General features: G+C 40.2%; 17 protein-coding genes and 2 pseudogenes. 11 read left to right on the top strand and 8 right to left on the bottom strand.

Annotated features, from left to right (window positions below):
• The first annotated feature begins 435 nt into the window (after positions 1–435).
• From AC1DVK_RS05230 to AC1DVK_RS05215, 4 genes are all read left to right on the top strand, one after another.
• Positions 436–2,538, top strand: a complete 2,103-nt coding sequence (locus tag AC1DVK_RS05230; RefSeq protein WP_477625992.1) for a YhgE/Pip family protein — start codon at positions 436–438, stop codon at positions 2,536–2,538.
• Between the two features lie 298 nt (positions 2,539–2,836).
• Positions 2,837–3,679, top strand: coding sequence for an ABC transporter ATP-binding protein (locus AC1DVK_RS05225; RefSeq protein WP_061462137.1), 843 nt, complete (start codon positions 2,837–2,839; stop codon positions 3,677–3,679).
• On the top strand, positions 3,612–4,370 hold the full coding sequence (locus AC1DVK_RS05220; RefSeq protein ID WP_061462138.1) for an ABC transporter permease: 759 nt from the start codon (positions 3,612–3,614) through the stop codon (positions 4,368–4,370). The genes AC1DVK_RS05225 and AC1DVK_RS05220 overlap by 68 nt, the downstream gene beginning before the upstream one ends.
• 35 nt (positions 4,371–4,405) lie before the next feature.
• A complete protein-coding gene (locus AC1DVK_RS05215; RefSeq protein ID WP_477625991.1) occupies positions 4,406–5,419 on the top strand; it encodes an aliphatic sulfonate ABC transporter substrate-binding protein in 1,014 nt (337 codons plus the stop codon).
• Positions 5,420–5,574: 155 nt separating this feature from the next.
• On the opposite strand, the gene AC1DVK_RS05210 is transcribed toward AC1DVK_RS05215, so the two are convergent.
• Positions 5,575–6,513: a DHH family phosphoesterase gene (locus AC1DVK_RS05210; RefSeq protein ID WP_477625990.1), complete on the bottom strand. Its 939-nt coding sequence runs from the start codon at positions 6,511–6,513 to the stop codon at positions 5,575–5,577.
• Positions 6,514–6,980: 467 nt separating this feature from the next.
• Between AC1DVK_RS05210 and AC1DVK_RS05205 the strand changes: the two genes are divergently transcribed.
• The 3 genes from AC1DVK_RS05205 to AC1DVK_RS05195 are packed head-to-tail and all read left to right on the top strand — an operon-like array spanning position 6,981 to position 9,723.
• Positions 6,981–8,168 carry a CaiB/BaiF CoA transferase family protein gene (locus tag AC1DVK_RS05205; protein WP_477625989.1) on the top strand — a complete coding sequence of 396 codons (1,188 nt, stop codon included), beginning with the start codon at positions 6,981–6,983 and terminating at the stop codon, positions 8,166–8,168.
• A 14-nt stretch (positions 8,169–8,182) separates the two neighbouring features.
• A complete protein-coding gene (locus AC1DVK_RS05200; RefSeq protein ID WP_410860819.1) occupies positions 8,183–9,388 on the top strand; it encodes an acyl-CoA dehydrogenase family protein in 1,206 nt (401 codons plus the stop codon).
• 23 nt (positions 9,389–9,411) lie between these two features.
• Entirely contained in the window at positions 9,412–9,723 is a 312-nt protein-coding gene (locus AC1DVK_RS05195) for a DUF3870 domain-containing protein (RefSeq protein ID WP_061462142.1), read from the top strand.
• Positions 9,724–9,857: 134 nt separating this feature from the next.
• On the opposite strand, the gene AC1DVK_RS05190 is transcribed toward AC1DVK_RS05195, so the two are convergent.
• Together AC1DVK_RS05190 and AC1DVK_RS05185 are read right to left on the bottom strand one after the other, a co-directional pair.
• Positions 9,858–10,292, bottom strand: a complete 435-nt coding sequence (locus AC1DVK_RS05190) for a hypothetical protein (RefSeq protein WP_477626011.1) — start codon at positions 10,290–10,292, stop codon at positions 9,858–9,860.
• 22 nt (positions 10,293–10,314) lie between these two features.
• A pseudogene (locus AC1DVK_RS05185) lies at positions 10,315–10,368 on the bottom strand (hypothetical protein); the annotation flags it as partial.
• 151 nt (positions 10,369–10,519) lie between these two features.
• On the opposite strand from AC1DVK_RS05185, the gene AC1DVK_RS05180 reads away from it, so the two are divergent.
• Together AC1DVK_RS05180 and AC1DVK_RS05175 are read left to right on the top strand one after the other, a co-directional pair.
• Positions 10,520–11,611, top strand: a complete 1,092-nt coding sequence (locus AC1DVK_RS05180) for a CotH kinase family protein (protein ID WP_477625988.1) — start codon at positions 10,520–10,522, stop codon at positions 11,609–11,611.
• A 157-nt stretch (positions 11,612–11,768) separates the two neighbouring features.
• Complete coding sequence (locus tag AC1DVK_RS05175; RefSeq protein ID WP_477625987.1) at positions 11,769–12,740, top strand: TRM11 family SAM-dependent methyltransferase; 972 nt, start codon at positions 11,769–11,771, stop codon at positions 12,738–12,740.
• A 214-nt stretch (positions 12,741–12,954) separates the two neighbouring features.
• Here AC1DVK_RS05175 and AC1DVK_RS05170 read toward each other — a convergent pair whose 3' ends face one another.
• From AC1DVK_RS05170 to AC1DVK_RS05155, 4 genes are all read right to left on the bottom strand, one after another.
• Entirely contained in the window at positions 12,955–13,164 is a 210-nt protein-coding gene (locus tag AC1DVK_RS05170) for a DDE-type integrase/transposase/recombinase (RefSeq protein WP_410860773.1), read from the bottom strand.
• A gap of 439 nt (positions 13,165–13,603) precedes the next feature.
• A complete protein-coding gene (locus AC1DVK_RS05165; protein ID WP_410860774.1) occupies positions 13,604–14,806 on the bottom strand; it encodes a M14 family zinc carboxypeptidase in 1,203 nt (400 codons plus the stop codon).
• A gap of 89 nt (positions 14,807–14,895) precedes the next feature.
• Entirely contained in the window at positions 14,896–15,039 is a 144-nt protein-coding gene (locus tag AC1DVK_RS05160) for a hypothetical protein (protein WP_477625986.1), read from the bottom strand.
• 57 nt (positions 15,040–15,096) lie between these two features.
• Positions 15,097–16,053: an MBL fold metallo-hydrolase gene (locus AC1DVK_RS05155; protein ID WP_410860776.1), complete on the bottom strand. Its 957-nt coding sequence runs from the start codon at positions 16,051–16,053 to the stop codon at positions 15,097–15,099.
• A 342-nt stretch (positions 16,054–16,395) separates the two neighbouring features.
• On the opposite strand from AC1DVK_RS05155, the gene AC1DVK_RS05150 reads away from it, so the two are divergent.
• A complete protein-coding gene (locus AC1DVK_RS05150; RefSeq protein WP_410860778.1) occupies positions 16,396–17,373 on the top strand; it encodes a 2-hydroxyacid dehydrogenase in 978 nt (325 codons plus the stop codon).
• A 400-nt stretch (positions 17,374–17,773) separates the two neighbouring features.
• Positions 17,774–18,997 carry a multidrug effflux MFS transporter gene (locus AC1DVK_RS05145; protein WP_477626009.1) on the top strand — a complete coding sequence of 408 codons (1,224 nt, stop codon included), beginning with the start codon at positions 17,774–17,776 and terminating at the stop codon, positions 18,995–18,997.
• Positions 18,998–19,145: 148 nt separating this feature from the next.
• Here AC1DVK_RS05145 and AC1DVK_RS05140 read toward each other — a convergent pair.
• A pseudogene (locus tag AC1DVK_RS05140) lies at positions 19,146–19,553 on the bottom strand (transposase); the annotation flags it as partial.
• Between the last annotated feature and the right edge of the window lie 255 nt (positions 19,554–19,808).

Below are 19,808 nucleotides of genomic sequence, written 5' to 3'. Positions count from 1 at the left end.
AGGGAGCGATTCTTTAATAAGGATTGGTTTTCTTCCTGAACGAAGGCATAAGTCAAAAATAGGTAGGGAAACTAATTGGATTTTTTTGTAATTAATTTGATCAACTATTAAAAATGAGGTATACCAGTTTACATGTCCCTTTTCAATAAAAGGGACCCTATAGTTTTCGGCCTTACATTTTTTTATATCGTTCACTGTTTCAATATGCATTCCTGAATCAGTATCATCACTGTGTGTTTCAAAAATCAACATAATTATGAAACGTACTTCCTTATAAATCAGGCATTCAAAATAGGTGAAATAGGAAGCAAGTAGCATATCGTTACTTGCTTCTTTTTATTTGGTGTCGAAAATCCATGGATATGTTTACTTAGTATTGATTTAGAACATTTTTCGAATAATAGTATCAAAATACTTTTTGCACGGGGGTATGTTTTGAGTAATATTCGGGAGATATTCATTGACGATTTAAAATGCATTTATAAAAATTTCTTTATTTGTATCGTTGTTGTGTTTCTTATGTTCATCCCATCCATTTATGCGTGGTTTAATATTGTTGCATCATGGGACCCATATGCAAATACGGAAGGAATCCTTGTCGGTGTTTCAAATAATGATAAAGGTGCGGAGTTAAATGGCGAAGCCGTAAATATAGGCAAGGAAGTTATAGAGGGGTTAAAGGGAAACAAAGATTTGGGCTGGAGATTCACAACTCAAAAAGAGGCGTTAGCAAAAGTGGAAAAGGGGGATTATTACGCATCCATCATCATTCCAGAGAATTTTTCGGAGCATATTGCGACAATCATGACCGATGACCCTATTAAAGCGGAGATTGATTATTATGTGAATGAAAAAATCAATTCCATTGCTCCTAAAATTACGGCAGCGGGGGCCAACAGCATTGTGGGAAATGTGAGCAAAAGCTTTATCAAATCAGCTAGCGGGAGTATTCTTGCAATCTTTAATGAACTGGGAATCACCTTGCAAAATGAGTTGCCGACAATTCAGAAAATGAAGAATATGGTGTATTTATTAGAGGGAGAACTTCCGGAGCTTGAACAAAATCTGAAAATCGTACAAACACATGTGAAAAGAGCAGAAGAAATCATTAAAATGGTCAATGATGGTCTAGATTCAATAGAAGGTTTAACATCACAAAAAGACAAATTGGTGTCAGGTGTTTCCAATTATGTAGACTCAACCAAGCAGGCATTTGCCGAAATCCATCCACTCTTGAAAAATGATATTGCGAGCATCAGGAGTGATAATGAATCGATTTTAGTGCTTGCAAATAGGTTAGCGGATCAGGATTTGTCCGGTAATGAGGGGAATCAGCTAGTTGAACAAGGGAGAACGAGGATAAATAAAGAGTTATATCTTTTGGACAGTATGTATAACTTATTGGTGAGCGTCAATCAATTTAGTGAAAAAAACCGCCTTCAGCCAGAAATAAATCTAGTGGATGGTTTACGGGATAATGCTTCGGATCAACTTCAAGCACTGAATGACCATTCCTTCGACTCACTTAGAAATCTTGGTGAAAATAATGATGAAGTCTTGGGAAGCTTCCAGGATACCTTTTCAAAGGAGACAGGACCAAAATTCAATGAAATTTGGGCTGAAACGGATACTATATTACAGAATGCCCAGCGTATGCTTGAGGAGGGAAGCCAAGCTCTTCCTGAAGTGAAGACATTGTTGAATGAGACGAATCGAACGTTAGTAACTCGTACGGGAGATATCGATAAGTTACAGGATAAATTTCCGGAGATCGAGGGAAAAATCAAGGCTCTGGCTTCTAAAATGAGAGAAATCGATAAATCTTATAATATGGAAGAAGTGATTGATTTCCTAAAGAATGATATTGAACAGGAAAGTGACTTTTTCTCGGAGCCAGTATTGCTCAATAAACACAGTTTATTTCCCATTCCGAACTATGGATCTGCCATGTCCCCCTTCTTCACGGCACTTTCCCTCTGGGTGGGTGGGACAATATTGATTTCCATGCTTAGCGTGAGCGTCACACAAAAGGGTTACAGTCCATATCAAATTTATATTGGCAGGTACCTTATATTCTTCATCATTGGATTGATGCAGGCATTAGCCGTATCCATCGGTAACCTTTTTCTGATTGATGTATATGCAGTAGATAAATTCGAGTACGTCATGTTTTCCGTCTTGATAAGTACAGTATTTACTTTAATGGTCTACACCTTCGTATCGGTTCTGGGGAATGTTGGGAAGGGAATAAGCGTAGTTCTGATGGTGCTTCAAATATCAGGCTCGGGAGGCACCTTCCCCATTCAAGTAACACCGCCATTTTTCCAACATATCAACCCCTTCCTGCCGTTTACCTATGCCGTTGGTTTACTTCGTGAATCAGTTGGAGGGATAACCTGGAGTGTCGCTGGCAAGGATATATTCATCTTATTCCTCTATTTAATAATCACGCTCAGCTTTGGCATCATATTGAAAAAGCCACTGCATGAAAGGACGCAAAAGATGAAGGATAAATTGTATGGAAGCAGGATTTTTTAAGTTACTGAATGGAGCGGTGACCTCGGTTAACATAACTGAAATGAAGGCATGAAACTGGATACTGAAAAATCAGCCTGAACCCTTGAAAAGGGCTCAGGTTTTTTATTTGTTGAATGGAATTTGTTTATATGAACCTTTATGTAAAATTGGAATATTTATCAATACATTGACAGTTTAATAGAAAGATACCGATAAATTAGAATTTTTGCATTTTTATTGTTGACAAAAACCATTGGATTAATCATTATTAAGAAATAATGTTTAGTTAATCGGTGCGATATAAAAGTGGGGTGACTTTATGTATTTAACAATAGATGGCATTGAAAAAAGTTTTTCGAATGAAAAGAAAGAAAGCATAAAGGTGCTCGATGAGATTAATATAGAGGTCGAGAAAGGAAGCTTCGTTTCGATCGTCGGACCTTCAGGATGTGGCAAATCGACACTCCTTTATCTAATTGCCGGCCTTGATAAGGCTGATAAAGGTGAAATACGTGTAGCTGGAAAAAAGGTGATGAAGCCAGGTCCGGAGCGGGTTGTAGTGTTTCAAGAGGCTGGGTTATTTCCTTGGTTGACGGTTCTTGAAAATGTTACATACGGATTGAAGTTAAAGAAGATTCCCAAAGAAGAGGCTAAAGCCAAAGCATTGGACATTTTAAAAATGGTTCACCTCAGCAGATATGTTGACTCCTATCCACATCAACTCTCGGGGGGGATGAAACAGAGGGTAGCCATCGCAAGAGCGCTGGTGATGGAACCTGATATCCTGTTGATGGATGAACCATTTTCTGCTCTTGATGAGCAAACGAGGATGGTCTTGCATAAAGAGCTGCTCGAAATCTGGAGAAAAACTAAAGTGACCATTTTTTTCGTTACCCATAATATTCGTGAGGCTGTTCAGCTTTCCGAAAAAATTATCGTCTTTGCAACCCGTCCCGGGAAAATTAAAGAGACGATTTCCGTCCCTTCCATGAAAGATGGAGTTATGCCGGATAGTGTAACTTTGCATACTGAACAAAGGGTTCTATCGATCTTGCAGGAGGAAATTGAAAAAGTGCTGAAGGAGGAAATGGGGAATGATTACAGCTTTAAGACGAATCATATTCATCGCGATGATAGCGGGGATATGGGAAGTCACATCTAGACTTTCCAGTCTTCCGGACTTCATGTTTCCCAGCCTGACTCAAGTGTTGGAAACTCTGTTTAATGGACTAGTAAGCGGACAAATAACCGAAGCCATCGGAAAAAGCCTTGGCCGTATCCTAATCGGCTTCACGATTGCCATTATAATAGGTCTAATCTTAGGATATTTCATTTGGCGCTTTAAACTGGTTGAGGATACGCTTGGATTCGTAGTGACTGCTTTACAATCCATCCCGAGTATCGTTTGGTTCCCTTTGGCAATAATTTGGTTTGGATTGAATGATTTTTCAATTCTCTTTATCGTCACGATCGGCGCAACTTGGACGATGACAGTTAATGCAACAAGTGGATTCCGGAATGTGCCCCAGCTGTATCAACGTGTTGCCAAAACATATGGATCAACCGGTTTTCATTTTCTGCGTACCGTAATTTTACCAGCATCTGTTCCACAAATTATATCCGGGCTGCGAATTGCATGGGCATTTTCTTGGCGTGCATTGATGGCAGGTGAATTACTTGGCGGTGGCGGCGGTCTTGGACAGTTGCTGGAAATGGGCAGATCACTTGGACAAATGGATTTGGTCATCTCCGTAATGATCATTATCGCAATCATTGGAACAATCGTGGATAATGTTGTCTTCTCACGCCTAGAGCGTAATGTTCAACTGAAATGGGGAGTAAACCAACGGTAGATTAATAAGATTATAGTGTAAAAGGAGAGGGAAATATGCTGAAAAAATCATTTTTTGCCCTTATTATGTCCGTATTGTTAATCGGAATAGTAAGCGGATGCACACAATCCACCAGTAAAGAAGAGGAAAAAGGCTCTGGTAAACAAACTGTGAAAATTGGATATTTTCCTAATTTAACTCACAGTGCAACGATCATTGCACTTGAAAAAGGCTTTTTTGAAGAAGAGTTCGGTAAAGATGTTAAGATTGAAACCAAAACAGTGGCCAATGGCGGATTATTCATGGAAGCAATGGCTACAAACGCTATTGATGTCGGAACGGTTGGACCTGGTCCATTGCTTAACTTTTACGTGAAAAACCCTGAATACCATCTGATCTCTGGCGCTGTTAATGGCGGTGCCGTTCTAGTGGCCAGCGAGAACAGCAAGGTAACGGATTTAAAAGATTTGGACGGTAAAAAAGTAGCGATTCCCGTCATTGGGAGCACACAGGATGTCATGCTTAGGAAAGCTCTTCAAGATGTTGACTTAAAACCGACTACAAATGGGGGAACAGTTGAGTTGTATGCGGCAGCCCCTGCTGACACAACCGCTCTCTTTGTCCAAAAATCAGTCGATGCAGCTGCTACCCAGGAACCATGGGGGTATGTATTGGAAAACCAGGCAAAAGGAAAGTTAGTGCTTGACTGGGATCAATTTGCATGGGGAAAAGATTCACCTAATACGGTAGTGGCTGCAAGCCAGAAGTTCTTGGATAAAAAGGGGCTCGCTGCTTCCTATTTGAAAGCGCATGAAAAAGCGGTGAAGTTTATACAGGACAACCCTGAAGAAAGCCAAAAACTGGTTATTAAGCATTTGAAGGAACTGACTGGAAAAGAATTAAGTAAAGAAGAAGTGGCTTCAGCATTTTCACGCTTGGAAGTGACAACTGAAGTTAATGAGCAAGTCATCCAGGAAATGGCTGACATAAGCAAAGAAGCCGGTTATATTCCTAGCAGTGATATAAAAGGCATGATCGATCTATCAACTCTTGAAAAATTGTCCAAGTAAATTGTAATGAGAAAGCGCCTCAGCCATCCAGGCTTGGGCGTGTTTTTGTATTCCGGTAAAGGTCGAAAAAATCTAGTTTAGGTCGGATTAATCCGTTATAATGGCCTGAGAAGATGATTATACATATAAACACGGCACTGTCATGAACTCCTGTATTATGGACAGACTCGATCCAATGCCTGAATAACATGATCAACCTCTTCCCAGGAATGGATGGTAGCACCTGACGCCAGTGAATGTCCTCCCCCATTGAATTGACGTGCGACAGAAGCGATGGGAATACTCCGTGAACGAATCCTGACACGGATTTCAGAAGGATATTCGATGAAGAAAGCCCAGATTTTGGTTCCCCTTACACTTGATAGAGTATTTACTAAATTCGAAGCTTCGATTCGATCTATTCCATACATATTTAACAAATCCTCCGTAATAATGAAGTAAGCTACCCCTTTATCGGTTACCTTGAAGCTCATGAGAATGTCTTTTTGAAGTCTTGAAGAGTTTTTCGACTTTATATTAAGCCAGTTATGGATTCTTTCTGGCTGAAAATTATAAGTTCTTAAGTACGAAACCATTTTTAATGTCCTAGGAGTGGTATTCCCATTCATGAAATTCCCTGTATCACCTAGAATTCCTGCATAAAATGATTTAGCTGCTTCTTTATTCATGATAAAGCCTTCTGGAAATTGCAAAAATAAATCAACAAGCATTTCACTTGCAGAGCTATAAGAAGGGTCGACCCAAGAAAGGTCACCGAATTGTTCATATTCGGGGTGGTGGTCAATTTTGATCAGCAGGTCCCCGTGATCATAGCGGGAATCACTTATCCGTGAAAGGTTGGCGGTATCACAAACAATCACTAATGCCCCTTTGTATTTTTTATCGGTAATGACATCCATTCCACCAATGAATAAAAGCCTATCCACTTCTTCGCCAACCACAAAAACTTCCTTGGCAGGGTAGGAGTGCTTCAAAAGCCGTTGTAAGCCGATTTGTGATCCCAATGCATCGGGGTCCGGATTAACATGGCGGTGAATGATAATGGTTGGGTATTTCTTGATCGCTTCGATTATTTCCTTTTTTTTATTGACCATATTGCCATCTCCCTTTGAATCTTTCCTTGTCTGTCGACCGATAATTGATTGTATGGAAAATTCTCATTTTAAATATAGACAGTTATGTATATCCAATCATCACATGCCTCACGAATAAAGGCAATTCCAATTACTTTAGCTTGAGGGAGACCTGGAAGTATTTTTATATTAAACGGGAAGTATGCTAAAGAGTATTTCAGTGGAAGTAATAAAAACACCCAACAAAGTTATTGCAAAATTCAAAAAATGAAACTATACTTAATTTACCAAACCGATGACAACAAGTTACCTTGTTGCATGGCCGGCTTGTCATAAATCTGGAATTCATAAAAATTGACTTGGTTCACTTGATCTTCCTTTGCAGGAAGACAGTTCGTGGATAAGGGTCAGTGAAACATCAATGTATGACATTGTTGGTTTTACTGGCTCTTTTTTGTGTATCCTGATAGTTTGAAAGGGGTGATGATATGAATGGAGCTTTGGAAGGAGTCAGGATTATCGATGTTTCCCGTGTTTTGGCGGGACCGTTCTGTTCAATGATTCTCGGTGATTTGGGTGCGGATGTAATTAAAATTGAGCATCATGAATCAGGTGATGAAACGAGAGGGTGGGGTCCGCCATTCGCCCAAGGAGAAAGCGCTTACTATTTATGTGCCAATCGAAATAAGCAAAGCATGACCTTGAATTTAAAATCTGAACAAGGGAAAGAGATTTTCCAAAAATTAGTGTCTTCAGGGGATATAGTGATTCAAAATTTTAAGACGGGTACATTGGAAAAAATGGGGTTAGGTTATGAAGACTTAAAGGAAATTAACCCTAAATTGATCATGGCCTCGATTACGGGATTTGGTTTAACCGGTCCTTATAAAGATTTGCCTGGCTATGATTATATCATTCAAGCAATGAGTGGTTTGATGAGCATCACAGGAGAAAAAGATGGAAGCCCCGTGAAGGTCGGAGTGGCCATAGCTGACATATTGACTGGCTTGTATACAGGCATTGGCATTCTATCCGCTTTACATCATAGGGATAAAGAGGGGGAAGGACAGGAAATTGATATTTCGTTAATGGATTGTCAGGTTTCTTCATTGGTGAATGTTTCCAGCAACTATTTATTCAGTGGCTTGACCCCTGAACGAATGGGAAACCAACATCCCAATATCGTTCCATACCAGACGTTCCGGACAAGGGATGGGGAGCTTGTCGTGGCTGTAGGAAATGATGATCAGTTCAGGAGATTCACAACCGTTTTAGGCAGACCTGATTTAGCAGAGCAGGAACAGTTTAAGCATAATGAAAAACGTTTGCAAAACAAGGAAGAATTAATACGGATTATAGAGGATTCGTTGAGAGGAAAGACAAAGAAAGAATGGAAAAGGCTGTTTGATGATGCAGGGATACCCAATGGTCCGATTAATGATATCGCAGAGATGTTCGAGGATCCACAAATCATCGCAAGAGGCATGTTGGTGAACATGGAACATCCGACAATCGAAAATCTTAGAGTGACGGGATCGCCCCTGAACCTTTCGAAAACGCCGGTTACGATGAGAAAGCATCCGCCGTTGTATGGTGAGCATACCGATTCCATTTTGGCTGAAATTGGATATAGTCCAGACCAAATAAGCAAATTCAAGGAAAATAAAATTATTTAGGAGGAATTTTAATGATGAATTTCGAATTAACAGAAGAGCAGCAAAGTGTAAAGAAAGTGGTAAGGAAATTCGTGGATAGGGAAATTATCCCATATATTCAAGAGTGGGATAGGCAGGGTCAATTCCAGCCACATATTTTAAAAAGATTAGCGGAATTGCAGTTGATGGGCGTTTGTATACCAGAAGAGTACGGTGGAGTCGGAATGGATTATAATACCCTGGCCATCGTTTGTGAAGAACTGGAGCGAGGCGATACGGCTTACCGAACCGCAGTTTCTGTACATACAGGGTTGAATAGCATGACCCTGCTGCAATGGGGGACGGAAGAACAAAAACGGAAATACTTAGTTCCTCAAGCAAAAGGGACCAAGATTGGCGCTTTTGGGCTGACTGAACCGAATGCAGGATCTGATGTAGCGTCAATGAAATCAACGGCAAAACGTGTTGGGGACCATTATATCCTGAATGGATCAAAAACTTGGATTTCGCTCTGTGATTATGCAGATCATTTCCTTATTTTCGCCAAGACGGATCATGATGCCGGCTCAAGGGGAATTACCGCTTTTATAGTGGAACGGACTTTTGAGGGAGTGGAGTCGAAAGCCATTAAAGGGAAATTAGGAATCCGTGCGGGGAATACAGGCGAAGTCTTTTTAACGGATGTAAAAGTTCCGGTGGAGAATAGGCTTGGTGAAGAAGGTGAGGGCTTTAAAATCTCCATGTCGGCATTGGACAGCGGCCGGTTTACAGTGGCCGCAGGTGCTGTAGGTTTAATTGAAGCAAGCCTTGAAGCAAGCTTGAAGTATTGCCATGAACGAAGTACCTTCGGAAAAGAGATTGGCAGGCATCAGCTCGTTCAACAGATGATTGCCAAGATGACCGCAAATTTAGAGATTTCAAGATTGCTGGTCTTTAAAGCGGGTACCTTAAAAAATCAAGGAAAAAGGAATACGAAGGAAACATCACTTGCCAAGTGGATATCATGTAATGCTGCTAACGAAGCGGCCAATGATGCTGTTCAAATTCATGGTGCCTATGGCTACTCGGATGAATATCCAGTCGAACGTTTTCTCCGGAATTCAAAGGCTCCGGTCATTTATGAAGGAACCCGTGAGATTCATACTGTAATGCAGGGTGAATACGCTCTTGGCTACAGACAAGATAAAGGGCTTCGCAAGCAATTGCCTGCATGGCCCTTCGAGCAAATTTCCGTACATTAATTATAGATAGAGGAGATCAGATGATGAACACATACTTTATTGCAGGGCATGCAAAACTTCCACAAGGGATGGCAGCGAGAAATATATATGATTCCATCACGATCACGGTAGAACTTGATTTTAAACATGGTGTCATTGTCGAGGCTTCCTGTACACTTGCTACAGAACATGGCAGGGAATTCATTCGTCACCTGCTGCGAGGGTATTGCCTGAAAGATGGTATCGAAGAATTGATTGATCGTGTACAAAAGTATTATCGTGGGAAAGCTGGTCAAGCCATTCAAGCAGGACTGAAGGATGTGTATGCACAGTTCGAATTGGTCTCCGTCAAATAAGGGAAAATGGAAGGATCCTACCGGTATGTGAAACCGATAGGATCCTTTTTTGAGGATTAAAAAATCATTCAATTTTCGTTTACAGGATATAAAAAAGAGGCGTTGATGTAAACACCTCTTTGTCTTATAAATTATTAAAATACATGAAAAGGGACGATGAAACTAGAAGCCCCAATTCCATTTCCTGTTGCCGCTGCCGTGGTTAGAAGATCTCCGATTTCTGCTAGTACGTCTTTGGTTTCTGGATGTAGATCTCCGATTTCTGCTAGTGCGCCTTTGGTTTCTGCAAGTAGATCTCCGATTTCTGCTAGTGCGCCTTTGGTTTCTGGATGTAGATCTCCGATTTCTGCTAGTGCGCCTTTGCGTGCTGCAAGTAGATCTCCGTTTCCAGCAAGATCCCCATCGTGTGCCGGAAGTGGACCTTTTCCAGCAAGTGGACCGATTTCTGCTAGTGCGCCTCTGAGTGCTGCAAGTGGACCGATTCCTGCTAGTGCGTCTTCGAGTGCTGCAAGTGGACCGTCTTTTTTTGTTTCTTTTACGTGAAGAACGGCAATTTGAACGTGGGTCATTAAACATGAAATCGCTTAACCCGAAGGAATTGGCTCTATCCACCGCATTTTGTATATCACGAATGATGTTTGACATATATATCCTCCTTTCTATACGTTAGACTATTCGGCTTGTACGTAATGTGCTAGTGATAAACGCACAACTTTTTTGAAAAAAAAAGTTGTTTTTTTGTGACGTCCTTCGCTTTTTCCCATAATTTAATAGGAAAGTGAAAGGGAAGGGTTATATGAATAATGACCAGAAGCTGCCTGTATATCAGCTTTTTATTCCACCGGTAAATTTAAAGGAACTTCGCAGGGATATATGGTGCAATGATCCTTTACCTGCAAAGTTAACCATTAACAGAAAAAAATTGGATATTGATATTGTTTACCGTGGCTCACATATCCGCGGTTTCCAGAAAAAGTCTTATAATGTAGTCTTTTATAAACCTAATACTTTTAGGAATGCTAAGGAAGTTCATTTAAATGCTGAGTATAAGGATAAATCTTTACTAAGAAATAAATTATCCTTAGACTTTTTTGCGGATATCGGGACTTTATCACCGAAATCCCAGTTTGTTTTCCTGAATCTGAACGGGAAGGACGAGGGAATATATCTAGAATTGGAATCAGTGGATGAATTTTATTTGAAGAATAGGGATCTTCCTAAGGGATCAATTTTCTATGCAGTGGACGGCGATGCAAATTTTTCATTGATGAGTGATTTGGATAAAGGAATCAAAAAATCATTGGAAATGGGATATCAAAAAAAATGCGGGTCAGCAAAGGATGAATTATATTTACAAGAATTGATTATCCAAATCAATACAACTTCAAGGGCGGATTTTGAAAGGGAAATCGTAAATTATGTCGATGTGGAAAAGTACCTGCGCTGGCTGGCTGGTGTCATATTCACGCAAAACTATGATGGGTTTGTTCACAACTATGCCCTGTATCGAAATGGAGATACTGGACTCTTTGAAATGATTCCATGGGATTATGATGCGACATGGGGCAGGGATGTTAACGGAAAAGTGATGGAAGAGGATTATGTGGGAATCGAGGGATTCAATACATTGACTGCTAGAATTCTTGATGTAAGGGCATTTCGTGTTCGATACCAAAGACTCCTAAAAGGGATTTTGAACACCCGGTTTAACGTTAAGCATATGAAACCCATCATTCAGGGAATGCATGATCAAATAAGTCCTTATGTTTCAAAAGATCCATATATCAAGGATAATAAGAAAACTTTTGATAATGAGCCTGATTTTATCCTGAAATTCATAGAGAGCCGTGCAAAGTATATAAAGGGTCGGCTGCATAAATTAGATTAATGATTTCCATACTTTAACTTTGAAAATTATAATTGGAAATGGGAAAAAATAACGGGAGCATGAAAGAAAAGCATTCCTGTTGTTTTTTCTGTACGATTCCATTTGCTTTTCCATCCTATTACAGCTATGTTTGATAGAAAGATATAATCTATAGCAAATGAAGGATGGGAATGGATTGACTAATCAAAGCCGTATACCGGCATATATATACACCTTTACGTGCAGCCCTGACGAACGCTCATTATCTAAAATGGAGATGCGCTCGTTCTTTGGCTTTGAGGCTTCAGAAAATATACTAAAAAGTGATATAAAAATTGAACCGAGCAGAAGTCCCTTTATAAAAGGACGGGTCGATATCATGTTTGAAGGGGATAGCATATCCGAAATTGTTGAGCAAGTGAAGGATATAAAATTGCCTGATTCGACGTTCAAAGTGTTATTCGTAAAAATTAATGATCTTAATAAAGAAGAAAAAATAGATTATGATGGACAGCGTGAAATTGAACGGGAGATTGGCTGGCACATTCAGGGGGATGCCGATGTGAGAAATCCTGATCAGGTTTATGGAATAGTGACCCTGGGCGGCCGTTGGTATTTTGGGAAGTATGTAAAACCTGAAGCGGTTTGGTTACATCATATGAAGAAGCCGCGTGAATATTCAACAGCACTTAGCACACGAGTGGCGAGGGCCATTGCCAACATAGCCGTTCCACATCCAGATGGAGTGAAGGCCATTGATCCATGCTGCGGAATTGGAACGGTATTGGTGGAAGCACTATCAATGGGGATAAATATTGTTGGCCGAGATATCAACCCACTTGTTACTGACGGTTCCAGGGAGAACATTGCCTATTTCGGACTCGAAGGTGATGTAACTACAGGTCCGATTTCGGAGGTCACCAGTAAATATGATGTAGCGATTATCGATATGCCTTACAATTTATATACGCATGCGACGCCGGAAGATCAGCTATCGATCCTTAAACATGCGAGGGGCTTTGCTGACAAGGTCGTTGTCGTTACGATTGACACGATGGATCATATGATTGAAGAAGCAGGATTTGAAATTGCTGATCGCTGTGTAGCGAGGAAAGGCATTTTTTCCAGACAAGTTGTAGTGTGTGTATAAGTTTCGTCAGCAAGGTGAAAAAAGCTGAAATCTTTAAGAATTTGAAGTTACCCCTGTAAAACAGACAACTAAAAAGGCTAAGTTGCCATCTGGCATCGATATTCTATCGGTGCGATGTGGCAGAGTCTTATTTGGAATCGTTCACAATGGCTGCTTGTAGTTATTTTCAGATTCAAAGTGATTTACAAAAATACATTCTGATTCAATACAAGCATTATAAATGACAGTTTCCCTTACGAAAGGGGCTTCCAATAACACCCAGTTGTGCTAATTGCTTATGATAGGCGTGAGATGTGTATTGAAACCCTTGATCCGAATGGAGAATGGTTCTGTACACATTTCTTTTTTCTGTTACTGAATTTAATCTATCCAACACAAGATGTAAATCCCTTCCGTGAAGACAACTTCCAAGCAATAATCTCATTGTTATAATGTCTTATACGCAGATAAATAATGAAAATCCACACTTCAGCAAATATAGGTAATATCCCTAACGAGTACTTCAGTGGGCTCTATTCTGAAATTTCCGTTCAAATGTGGATAGGTTCTAGAGTATTCGCCTTTAAAGAAACGCGGTTTCCCTTCTAATAATGGACTGTACTTGTAATTCCCACATTAAGCATATACTTTTTTGTGAATGACGAAAAAGCCTCGACCGCAATGCAATTTTCACTCGAGGACATCTATACCATTTAGAAAACTTTGAACTGCTTGAATCTTTAACTCACAAGAGTAGCGTTATTTTTTCCAGGCATAATAAAATCCCTCTCCAAGAATGAACGTTTTTTACACTGTCCACTTAGAGGGGATAATATCAATTTATCTATTGAGATAGCCGCCTTTAAATTTAAGTTTCAACGTGATTAGAATCCCGGTGTAGATGAACTTTCAGGAATATTTTCATAGTCTGATGGATTAAGATTATGAACCGATCCATCTGTTACACCATTGATAATACCCATTAGACCCGTTTCAACCGTGTTTACTAGCTGGCCTTTCTTTTTTTGCCCAAAGTTTTGTGTTTGTCCACTTACTTCAAATAGAACCGTACCACTTCCGTTTAAAGCAAACGTTCCTAAAGCAGTACCTGGCAGGTCGATAGATTGATCGTACAATGAAATATTTGTAAACACGGAATTCCCTTTTGCTTGTAGTGCGTTATACGCAGTAAGTGTCAACTGACGGGAGAAATCATATTTAAAATTATCTGCATACTCTGCATATTTAGCCCCTGCAGGAGTGCTTGGGTTGGCAACGAATTTTCCGGATATTGACATTGTTACACGATCATCAGTTCCTTCGATATATGGGAACCCTTGGTGATGAAGGTCGATAAAAACATCCACTTTACCAAATTTCGATTTTAACCCTTTATATATGTCACGTACCGTTTGCGATTCAGGTGTAATAAACCAGCCCGGCTTTTCAGATGCCCCCGGGAAGTCTTGAGGCTTTGGTACATAGTTAAGGTTTGGATTAAAGTCACGATTAACATCAAATCCCGGTTTGCTAGCATAGTCGTCTCCAGATCTGGGAATCGTGTAATAGTTCCAAGCGGGTTTCACATTTGAAAGTTGTGGGAATTTCCCTACAACCTCTGACCATGTCATCTCATTTCCACGGCGATCAAGCTCTGAGGCGTCTACGTTCATCATTGGAATAGCAACGATTGTTAATTCATCAAGCATTTTCTTTACCTCAGGCGAGTTGCTTTGACCAAGGTTTTCAAGAATGTTCAATAACGCAACAGTTCCTGTTTTTTCATTTCCGTGAATTTCACTTTGAATAAGAACGACTTTGTCACCATGACCGACCGTTACCTTGTGAATGGAACGCCCCTGATTTGTTTGTCCAGCCACTTCTACTTTTACTTTCCCTTTACTCACTTGCTCAAGTTGATTTAATTTTTTTACAAGCTCGTCATAATTAAGGAATGCTTCAGTAGAAAGATTCGTTCCACCTGTCGGGTTTGGTCCTCGTTCAGCAAAGCTGACATTAGGGCCAAGTAATGCTGCTGCTATTACTGTTGAACTTAAAACCTTAAAAAGCTTATTTTTCACATTCATTCTCCTTTTTTGAAAATATCCAATATTCAGATAAATTCTTCGTTTTCTCTTCTTTTTCCTGTTGGATTATTAAAAACACCTAAAAAGGCCTATAAATGTGAAAAGAAAAATTCAATCCAAAATGACAGTTCACCACGCAGCGCAATTTTCATCCGACGGTATCCATACCATTTAGATAACCTTGAACTGCTTGAATCTTTAACTTTCAAGAAGCTATTATTTTTTCTAGACATAGTAAAATCCTCACTGAGGGGACAGTGGGGATAATATCTATTCAGCCTTATTGATTGTCACTTAGTTTGATAATGAACTACATATTCGATAAGTTGTTTCTTGACCTTCCCCTGATATTCCAAGTAATCCAAATGGCCGATGATTTCTGACATGACGAGCGGGAATTCTGATGTATACTTTTGTTTGTAAAATTCCTTTGCCAGTTCATTTCCTGTAGAAATTCCAGATTCTATTAAGGCCAGGATTTTTTGTGACTTTCTCTCAATGCTATTGAGTCTTTTTTCAATCAATGGACCAGGTTGTTCCATGATGTTGCCGTGACCTGGTAAGAGGAGATTCACCTGTAATGCTAAACATCGCTTTAATGAGTCGATATGATCGACAAGGGTCAGCATCCTATTGCCGTTTTCATCAGGTTCGATCAAGGCGTTACTTGAAATATGTTCAATCAATAAATCACCGGAAAGAAGCAGTTTCCCTTTTTGGTCAAGGAAAGCAATTTGATCCGGGGCATGCCCGGGAAATTCGATCACTTCAAAATTCAGCCATTGTTTTCCTGTGATTGCGATGATGTCACAATTCAGTTTTTGATCTTTATTATTGTCGACCGCGTTGAAAAGGTATGCTACTTGTTTATCTCCAAGTTCGCCACAGCCCATCTCAATGTAAAGCTGCTTATAAAATTCTATTCTCATATTTAAGAAGTCAGGGTCCCGTTTTAGACGGGGAACGGATTTAGAATGGGCATAGACGGGAATAGGATGGAGTTCAGTAATCCGGTTGACCAAACCAACATGGTCCCCATGATGATGGGTTAATAAAATTCCCGTGATATCCCCAACGGTAAATCCATTTTCCTTTAAGGTTTGCTGCAGTGCATTCCAGCAAACGTCATCATTCATACCAGCATCGACTAATGTTAAAGATTCATCCTGTTTGACTAAATAAAAGTTTATACTTTTTAAAGATAAAGCGCTTGGAGCTATAATTGGATAAATTTTATTGTTTTTCATGAACGTCCCATATCCTCCTAAATCGAGATAAACTTCATCTGAAAAATTGCGACATTACTAAATAAAGTAAGAATAGAATTAAAAGGTTATTATTTATGATTAGTTGAATGAAATGAAACTGTCAAGCGGAAGCTTTCAGATAAACAATAATTTAATAGTAAGAATGATTGGAAATGAATGGTCTAATTATCTAGTTTATTTTAAAATTGAATAAACAAGCCGGTTACTTAGCCAATATTATCATTACTTATTTTGAAGTCTTATATGAAATGAAATCTGAATGCATGACGAATGAAGCAAGTGTGGCTCCATGAATAAAAAAACGGTATGGGGGGTTATGGTTTGAAGCCTAAAATTTATATTACAAGGAAATTGCCGGAACAAATCATCGATGGTCTTAGTGGGAATTATGATGTCAGGATGTGGGACCAAGAGGATATACCGGTCCCTAGAGAAGTCCTTGAACAAGAAATGCAAGAAGTAGACGGGCTGCTTTGTTTGTTGACGGAACAAATCGACGAGTCACTGATTGAAAAGGCGGCTAATCTGAAAATCATCGCGAATATGGCAGTAGGCCATAATAATATTGATGTTCAAAGTGCAACTAAACGGGGCATCATGGTAACGAACACACCGGGGGTCTTAACGGAAACGACAGCCGATTTAACCTTCGGCTTGCTCCTTGCAACGGCAAGGAGGTTGATGGAGGCAGAAGATTATTTAAGGAGTGGGAGATGGGAAACGTGGTCGCCAATGCAACTGACCGGACAAGATGTAAACGGTGCGACGCTGGGTATCATCGGGTTAGGGAGGATTGGTGAAGCCCTTGCAAAAAGAGCAAAGGGATTTGATATGAACTTAGTTTATTTTAATCGTAGCCGAAAGTATGAAAAGGAAAAAGAATTGGGAATCGAATATCAGCCCCTTGAAAAATTGCTCCAAATCTCGGATTTCGTTTGTGTCATGCTGCCGCTCACACCGGAAACCGCTTATATGATCGGCAAGGAGCAGCTGGGATTAATGAAAGGGACGGCTGTGCTCATTAATACCGCAAGAGGCGGGATTATTGATGAAAACGCGTTATATCAGGCGCTGAAAAATCAGGAGATTTGGGCGGCTGGACTGGATGTATTTGAAGAAGAACCCGTTCCTTTGGATCACCCTCTGCTTACATTGCCCAATGTGGTTACATTACCCCATATCGGGAGTGCAAGTATTGCCACAAGATTAAAAATGGCAACTCTTGCTGTACAAAACTTGAAGGAAGGATTATCTGGTGATTCTCCCCGTAATTTAGTATTGTTGAATAAAGGAAAATGACCCCAAAATGGGGTCTTTTTTATGGGGAATTTCAATCGATACCTTAGTCATAAGCCGAAGTTGAAAATAATGTTTAAATGAAGTCACATCTGAAGGTGGGGAATTGTTTCGCCTTTAAAAGGTGGAATTTGTTTTAAGAGGGCCGTGTTTGCCTTAGGTTCGCAGTATCAAAATCAAGTATCCTGATATTTGATTTTGTTCTTTTCACTGAGATTTTGGAGTTTCGAAGCATAGGCAGATTAATAGGGAACCACATTGAAGGATTGCTGTCAGTAAGCATCCAATTCAAGTGAAGCATACTTATCGTAAATTGTTCGGGTTTTTTGTAAAATAAAGAAAGTCGGGTTTTATTTAGGGAAAAAAACAATTAGTTGAAAGGGATAGGGTAATAATGATTGAAATGAAAGAAACGATATCAACAGGCAACGAAATGACTAAATCCAAAAGGCTGTGGATGGCTCTTATGCTGGGGTCTTTTGCAGCGATTGGACCATTGTCACTTGATATGTATTTACCGGGTCTCCCTAGACTAGCTGAGGATCTGAAAAGCAGTACGTCTTTAGCCCAGCTGAGTTTGACTGCCTGCTTGTTAGGATTAGCTTTAGGCCAAATTTATTTAGGGCCGCTAAGTGATGCAAAAGGAAGACGGACACCGTTAATCATATCATTATCCATTTATAGTATTTCATCACTGTTATGTGCTTTTGCTCCATCCATTGAATTGCTTTTATTATTACGTTTGATCCAAGGTATTGCGGGAGCAGGAGGCATTGTCATTTCAAGGGCCATAGTTCGTGACCTTTTTTCAGGAACGGATTTGACCAAATTCTTCTCCATGTTAATGCTGGTAAATGGGGCGGCACCGATTTTGGCACCAGTTTTTGGCGGTCAACTTTTGCAATTCACTTCTTGGCGGGGAGTTTTCATAGTCATTTGTGTATTAGGTGTCCTTATGGTTGCGGCTGCATTTTTTGGGATAAAGGAAACTTTATCGCCTAATCTCAGGAGTGCTGGTGGGATAAACGATACAATCAAGACGTTTGGGAATTTATTGAAGGATAGGGTGTTTATGGGCTATGCTTTTTCACAAGGGTTCATAAGTGCCGCTATGTTCGCTTATATTTCCGGATCGCCTTTTGTTCTCCAGAATATTTATGGGGTTTCCCCACAGACATTCAGCCTGATCTTTGCAATAAACGGAATGGGAATCATCATTGCTTCCCAAGTTGCCGGAAAGCTGGCGGGGAAGGTTAAAGAAGAAAAGCTGCTTCAAATGGGATTATGTCTTGCTTTGTTTGGAGGAATATTCCTTCTTGCCTCAGTCTTTCTCGAAATTGGGCTGGCAGGAATCTTGGTCGCTTTGTTCCTCTCCGTTTCCAGCGTCGGTATCGTCGGTACAATGAGTTTTTCGTTAGCGATGCAAAATCAGAAAAAAACAGCAGGCAGTGCTTCCGCTCTAATCGGACTGCTTCCTTTTATATTGGGATCACTAATGGCTCCGCTGGTAGGCCTAGGTTCAGGTGAGTCATCCTTGCCGATGGGAATTGTGATGGTAAGTTGTCATTTCGTTGCCATGTTCGCTTATTTGATTCTTGCCCGTCGTGGGTTAAGGAAAGTTACTTAAAAAGGAAAAGCTGAAATCCTAATATGGGCTTTCAGCTTTCAGTTTGTAGACAAAAGGGATTCGGAATTAAAACATTCCGAACCCCTTTTGAAATTCCCTTTGAACTTTGCTCAATATTAAGGAATTGGGTCTCTATGAGCCCCCTATGTTAGGCCATTTTTGGACCTTGCCATGTCCAATTGGCCATCTTCTTTACATTCATGGCAGTGAAAGTGAGCATCGCCTGCATCGACAATTTTTTAAGTCCCCTTAAAGTARTCCAACGCATGCCATGCTTTTCTTTTGCATCTGCGAAAACACGCTCCGCATAGATAGGTTTTACATCTTGATGATGACGCAGATGATCGGCTTCTTTCATATAATCTTGCCAGATATGACGTGTCACTACTTTTTGATGGTCAGTACTTTCGGTCACCTTGATAAAAATGGACATGTCACACAAATGTGTTTTGGTGTTTTGTCTCGCGATAGCCCTCGTAATTCGTTGTTGAGTACTTTAAAATCTCGCCGATGGGCAAAAAAAATGTTCATCGTAAACATAGTCATGTTTGCAGAAATTTTAAAACAAAAAAGACTGTAGGCAAAAGAGATTTTATCTAAATTTTATAACAAAGTTGATTGGAGCCGAAGGCGCGAGACTCCTGCGGGAAAAGCGCGTCTAGGGGAGACACCAAAGGCGCAAGCCGAGGAGGCTCCCGGACCGCCGGCGGAAAGCGAGTGCCTGGAGTGGAAATCAACGCTACAGTCTGAAAGCTGAAATCCTAAATGGGATTTCAGCTTTTTCCTTTTAATGGAATATCTAGAGAGGGAA

Source organism: Peribacillus sp. P4_B1, assembly GCF_056402395.1.
Note: the sequence above shows the minus strand (reverse complement) of the source record. Positions and strands in the feature narration are given on the sequence as shown.

Coding starts and splice junctions, on each gene's coding strand:
- AC1DVK_RS05200 (WP_410860819.1), top strand. CDS start 8,183: ATGAATTTCGAATTAACAGAAGAGCAGCAAAGTGTAAAGAAAGTGGTA.
- AC1DVK_RS05205 (WP_477625989.1), top strand. CDS start 6,981: ATGAATGGAGCTTTGGAAGGAGTCAGGATTATCGATGTTTCCCGTGTT.
- AC1DVK_RS05190 (WP_477626011.1), bottom strand. CDS start 10,292: ATGACCCACGTTCAAATTGCCGTTCTTCACGTAAAAGAAACAAAAAAA.
- AC1DVK_RS05160 (WP_477625986.1), bottom strand. CDS start 15,039: ATGTCTAGAAAAAATAATAGCTTCTTGAAAGTTAAAGATTCAAGCAGT.
- AC1DVK_RS05215 (WP_477625991.1), top strand. CDS start 4,406: ATGCTGAAAAAATCATTTTTTGCCCTTATTATGTCCGTATTGTTAATC.
- AC1DVK_RS05170 (WP_410860773.1), bottom strand. CDS start 13,164: ATGAGATTATTGCTTGGAAGTTGTCTTCACGGAAGGGATTTACATCTT.
- AC1DVK_RS05175 (WP_477625987.1), top strand. CDS start 11,769: ATGAAGGATGGGAATGGATTGACTAATCAAAGCCGTATACCGGCATAT.
- AC1DVK_RS05165 (WP_410860774.1), bottom strand. CDS start 14,806: ATGAATGTGAAAAATAAGCTTTTTAAGGTTTTAAGTTCAACAGTAATA.
- AC1DVK_RS05220 (WP_061462138.1), top strand. CDS start 3,612: ATGATTACAGCTTTAAGACGAATCATATTCATCGCGATGATAGCGGGG.
- AC1DVK_RS05225 (WP_061462137.1), top strand. CDS start 2,837: ATGTATTTAACAATAGATGGCATTGAAAAAAGTTTTTCGAATGAAAAG.
- AC1DVK_RS05155 (WP_410860776.1), bottom strand. CDS start 16,053: ATGAAAAACAATAAAATTTATCCAATTATAGCTCCAAGCGCTTTATCT.
- AC1DVK_RS05180 (WP_477625988.1), top strand. CDS start 10,520: ATGAATAATGACCAGAAGCTGCCTGTATATCAGCTTTTTATTCCACCG.
- AC1DVK_RS05210 (WP_477625990.1), bottom strand. CDS start 6,513: ATGGTCAATAAAAAAAAGGAAATAATCGAAGCGATCAAGAAATACCCA.
- AC1DVK_RS05145 (WP_477626009.1), top strand. CDS start 17,774: ATGAAAGAAACGATATCAACAGGCAACGAAATGACTAAATCCAAAAGG.
- AC1DVK_RS05195 (WP_061462142.1), top strand. CDS start 9,412: ATGAACACATACTTTATTGCAGGGCATGCAAAACTTCCACAAGGGATG.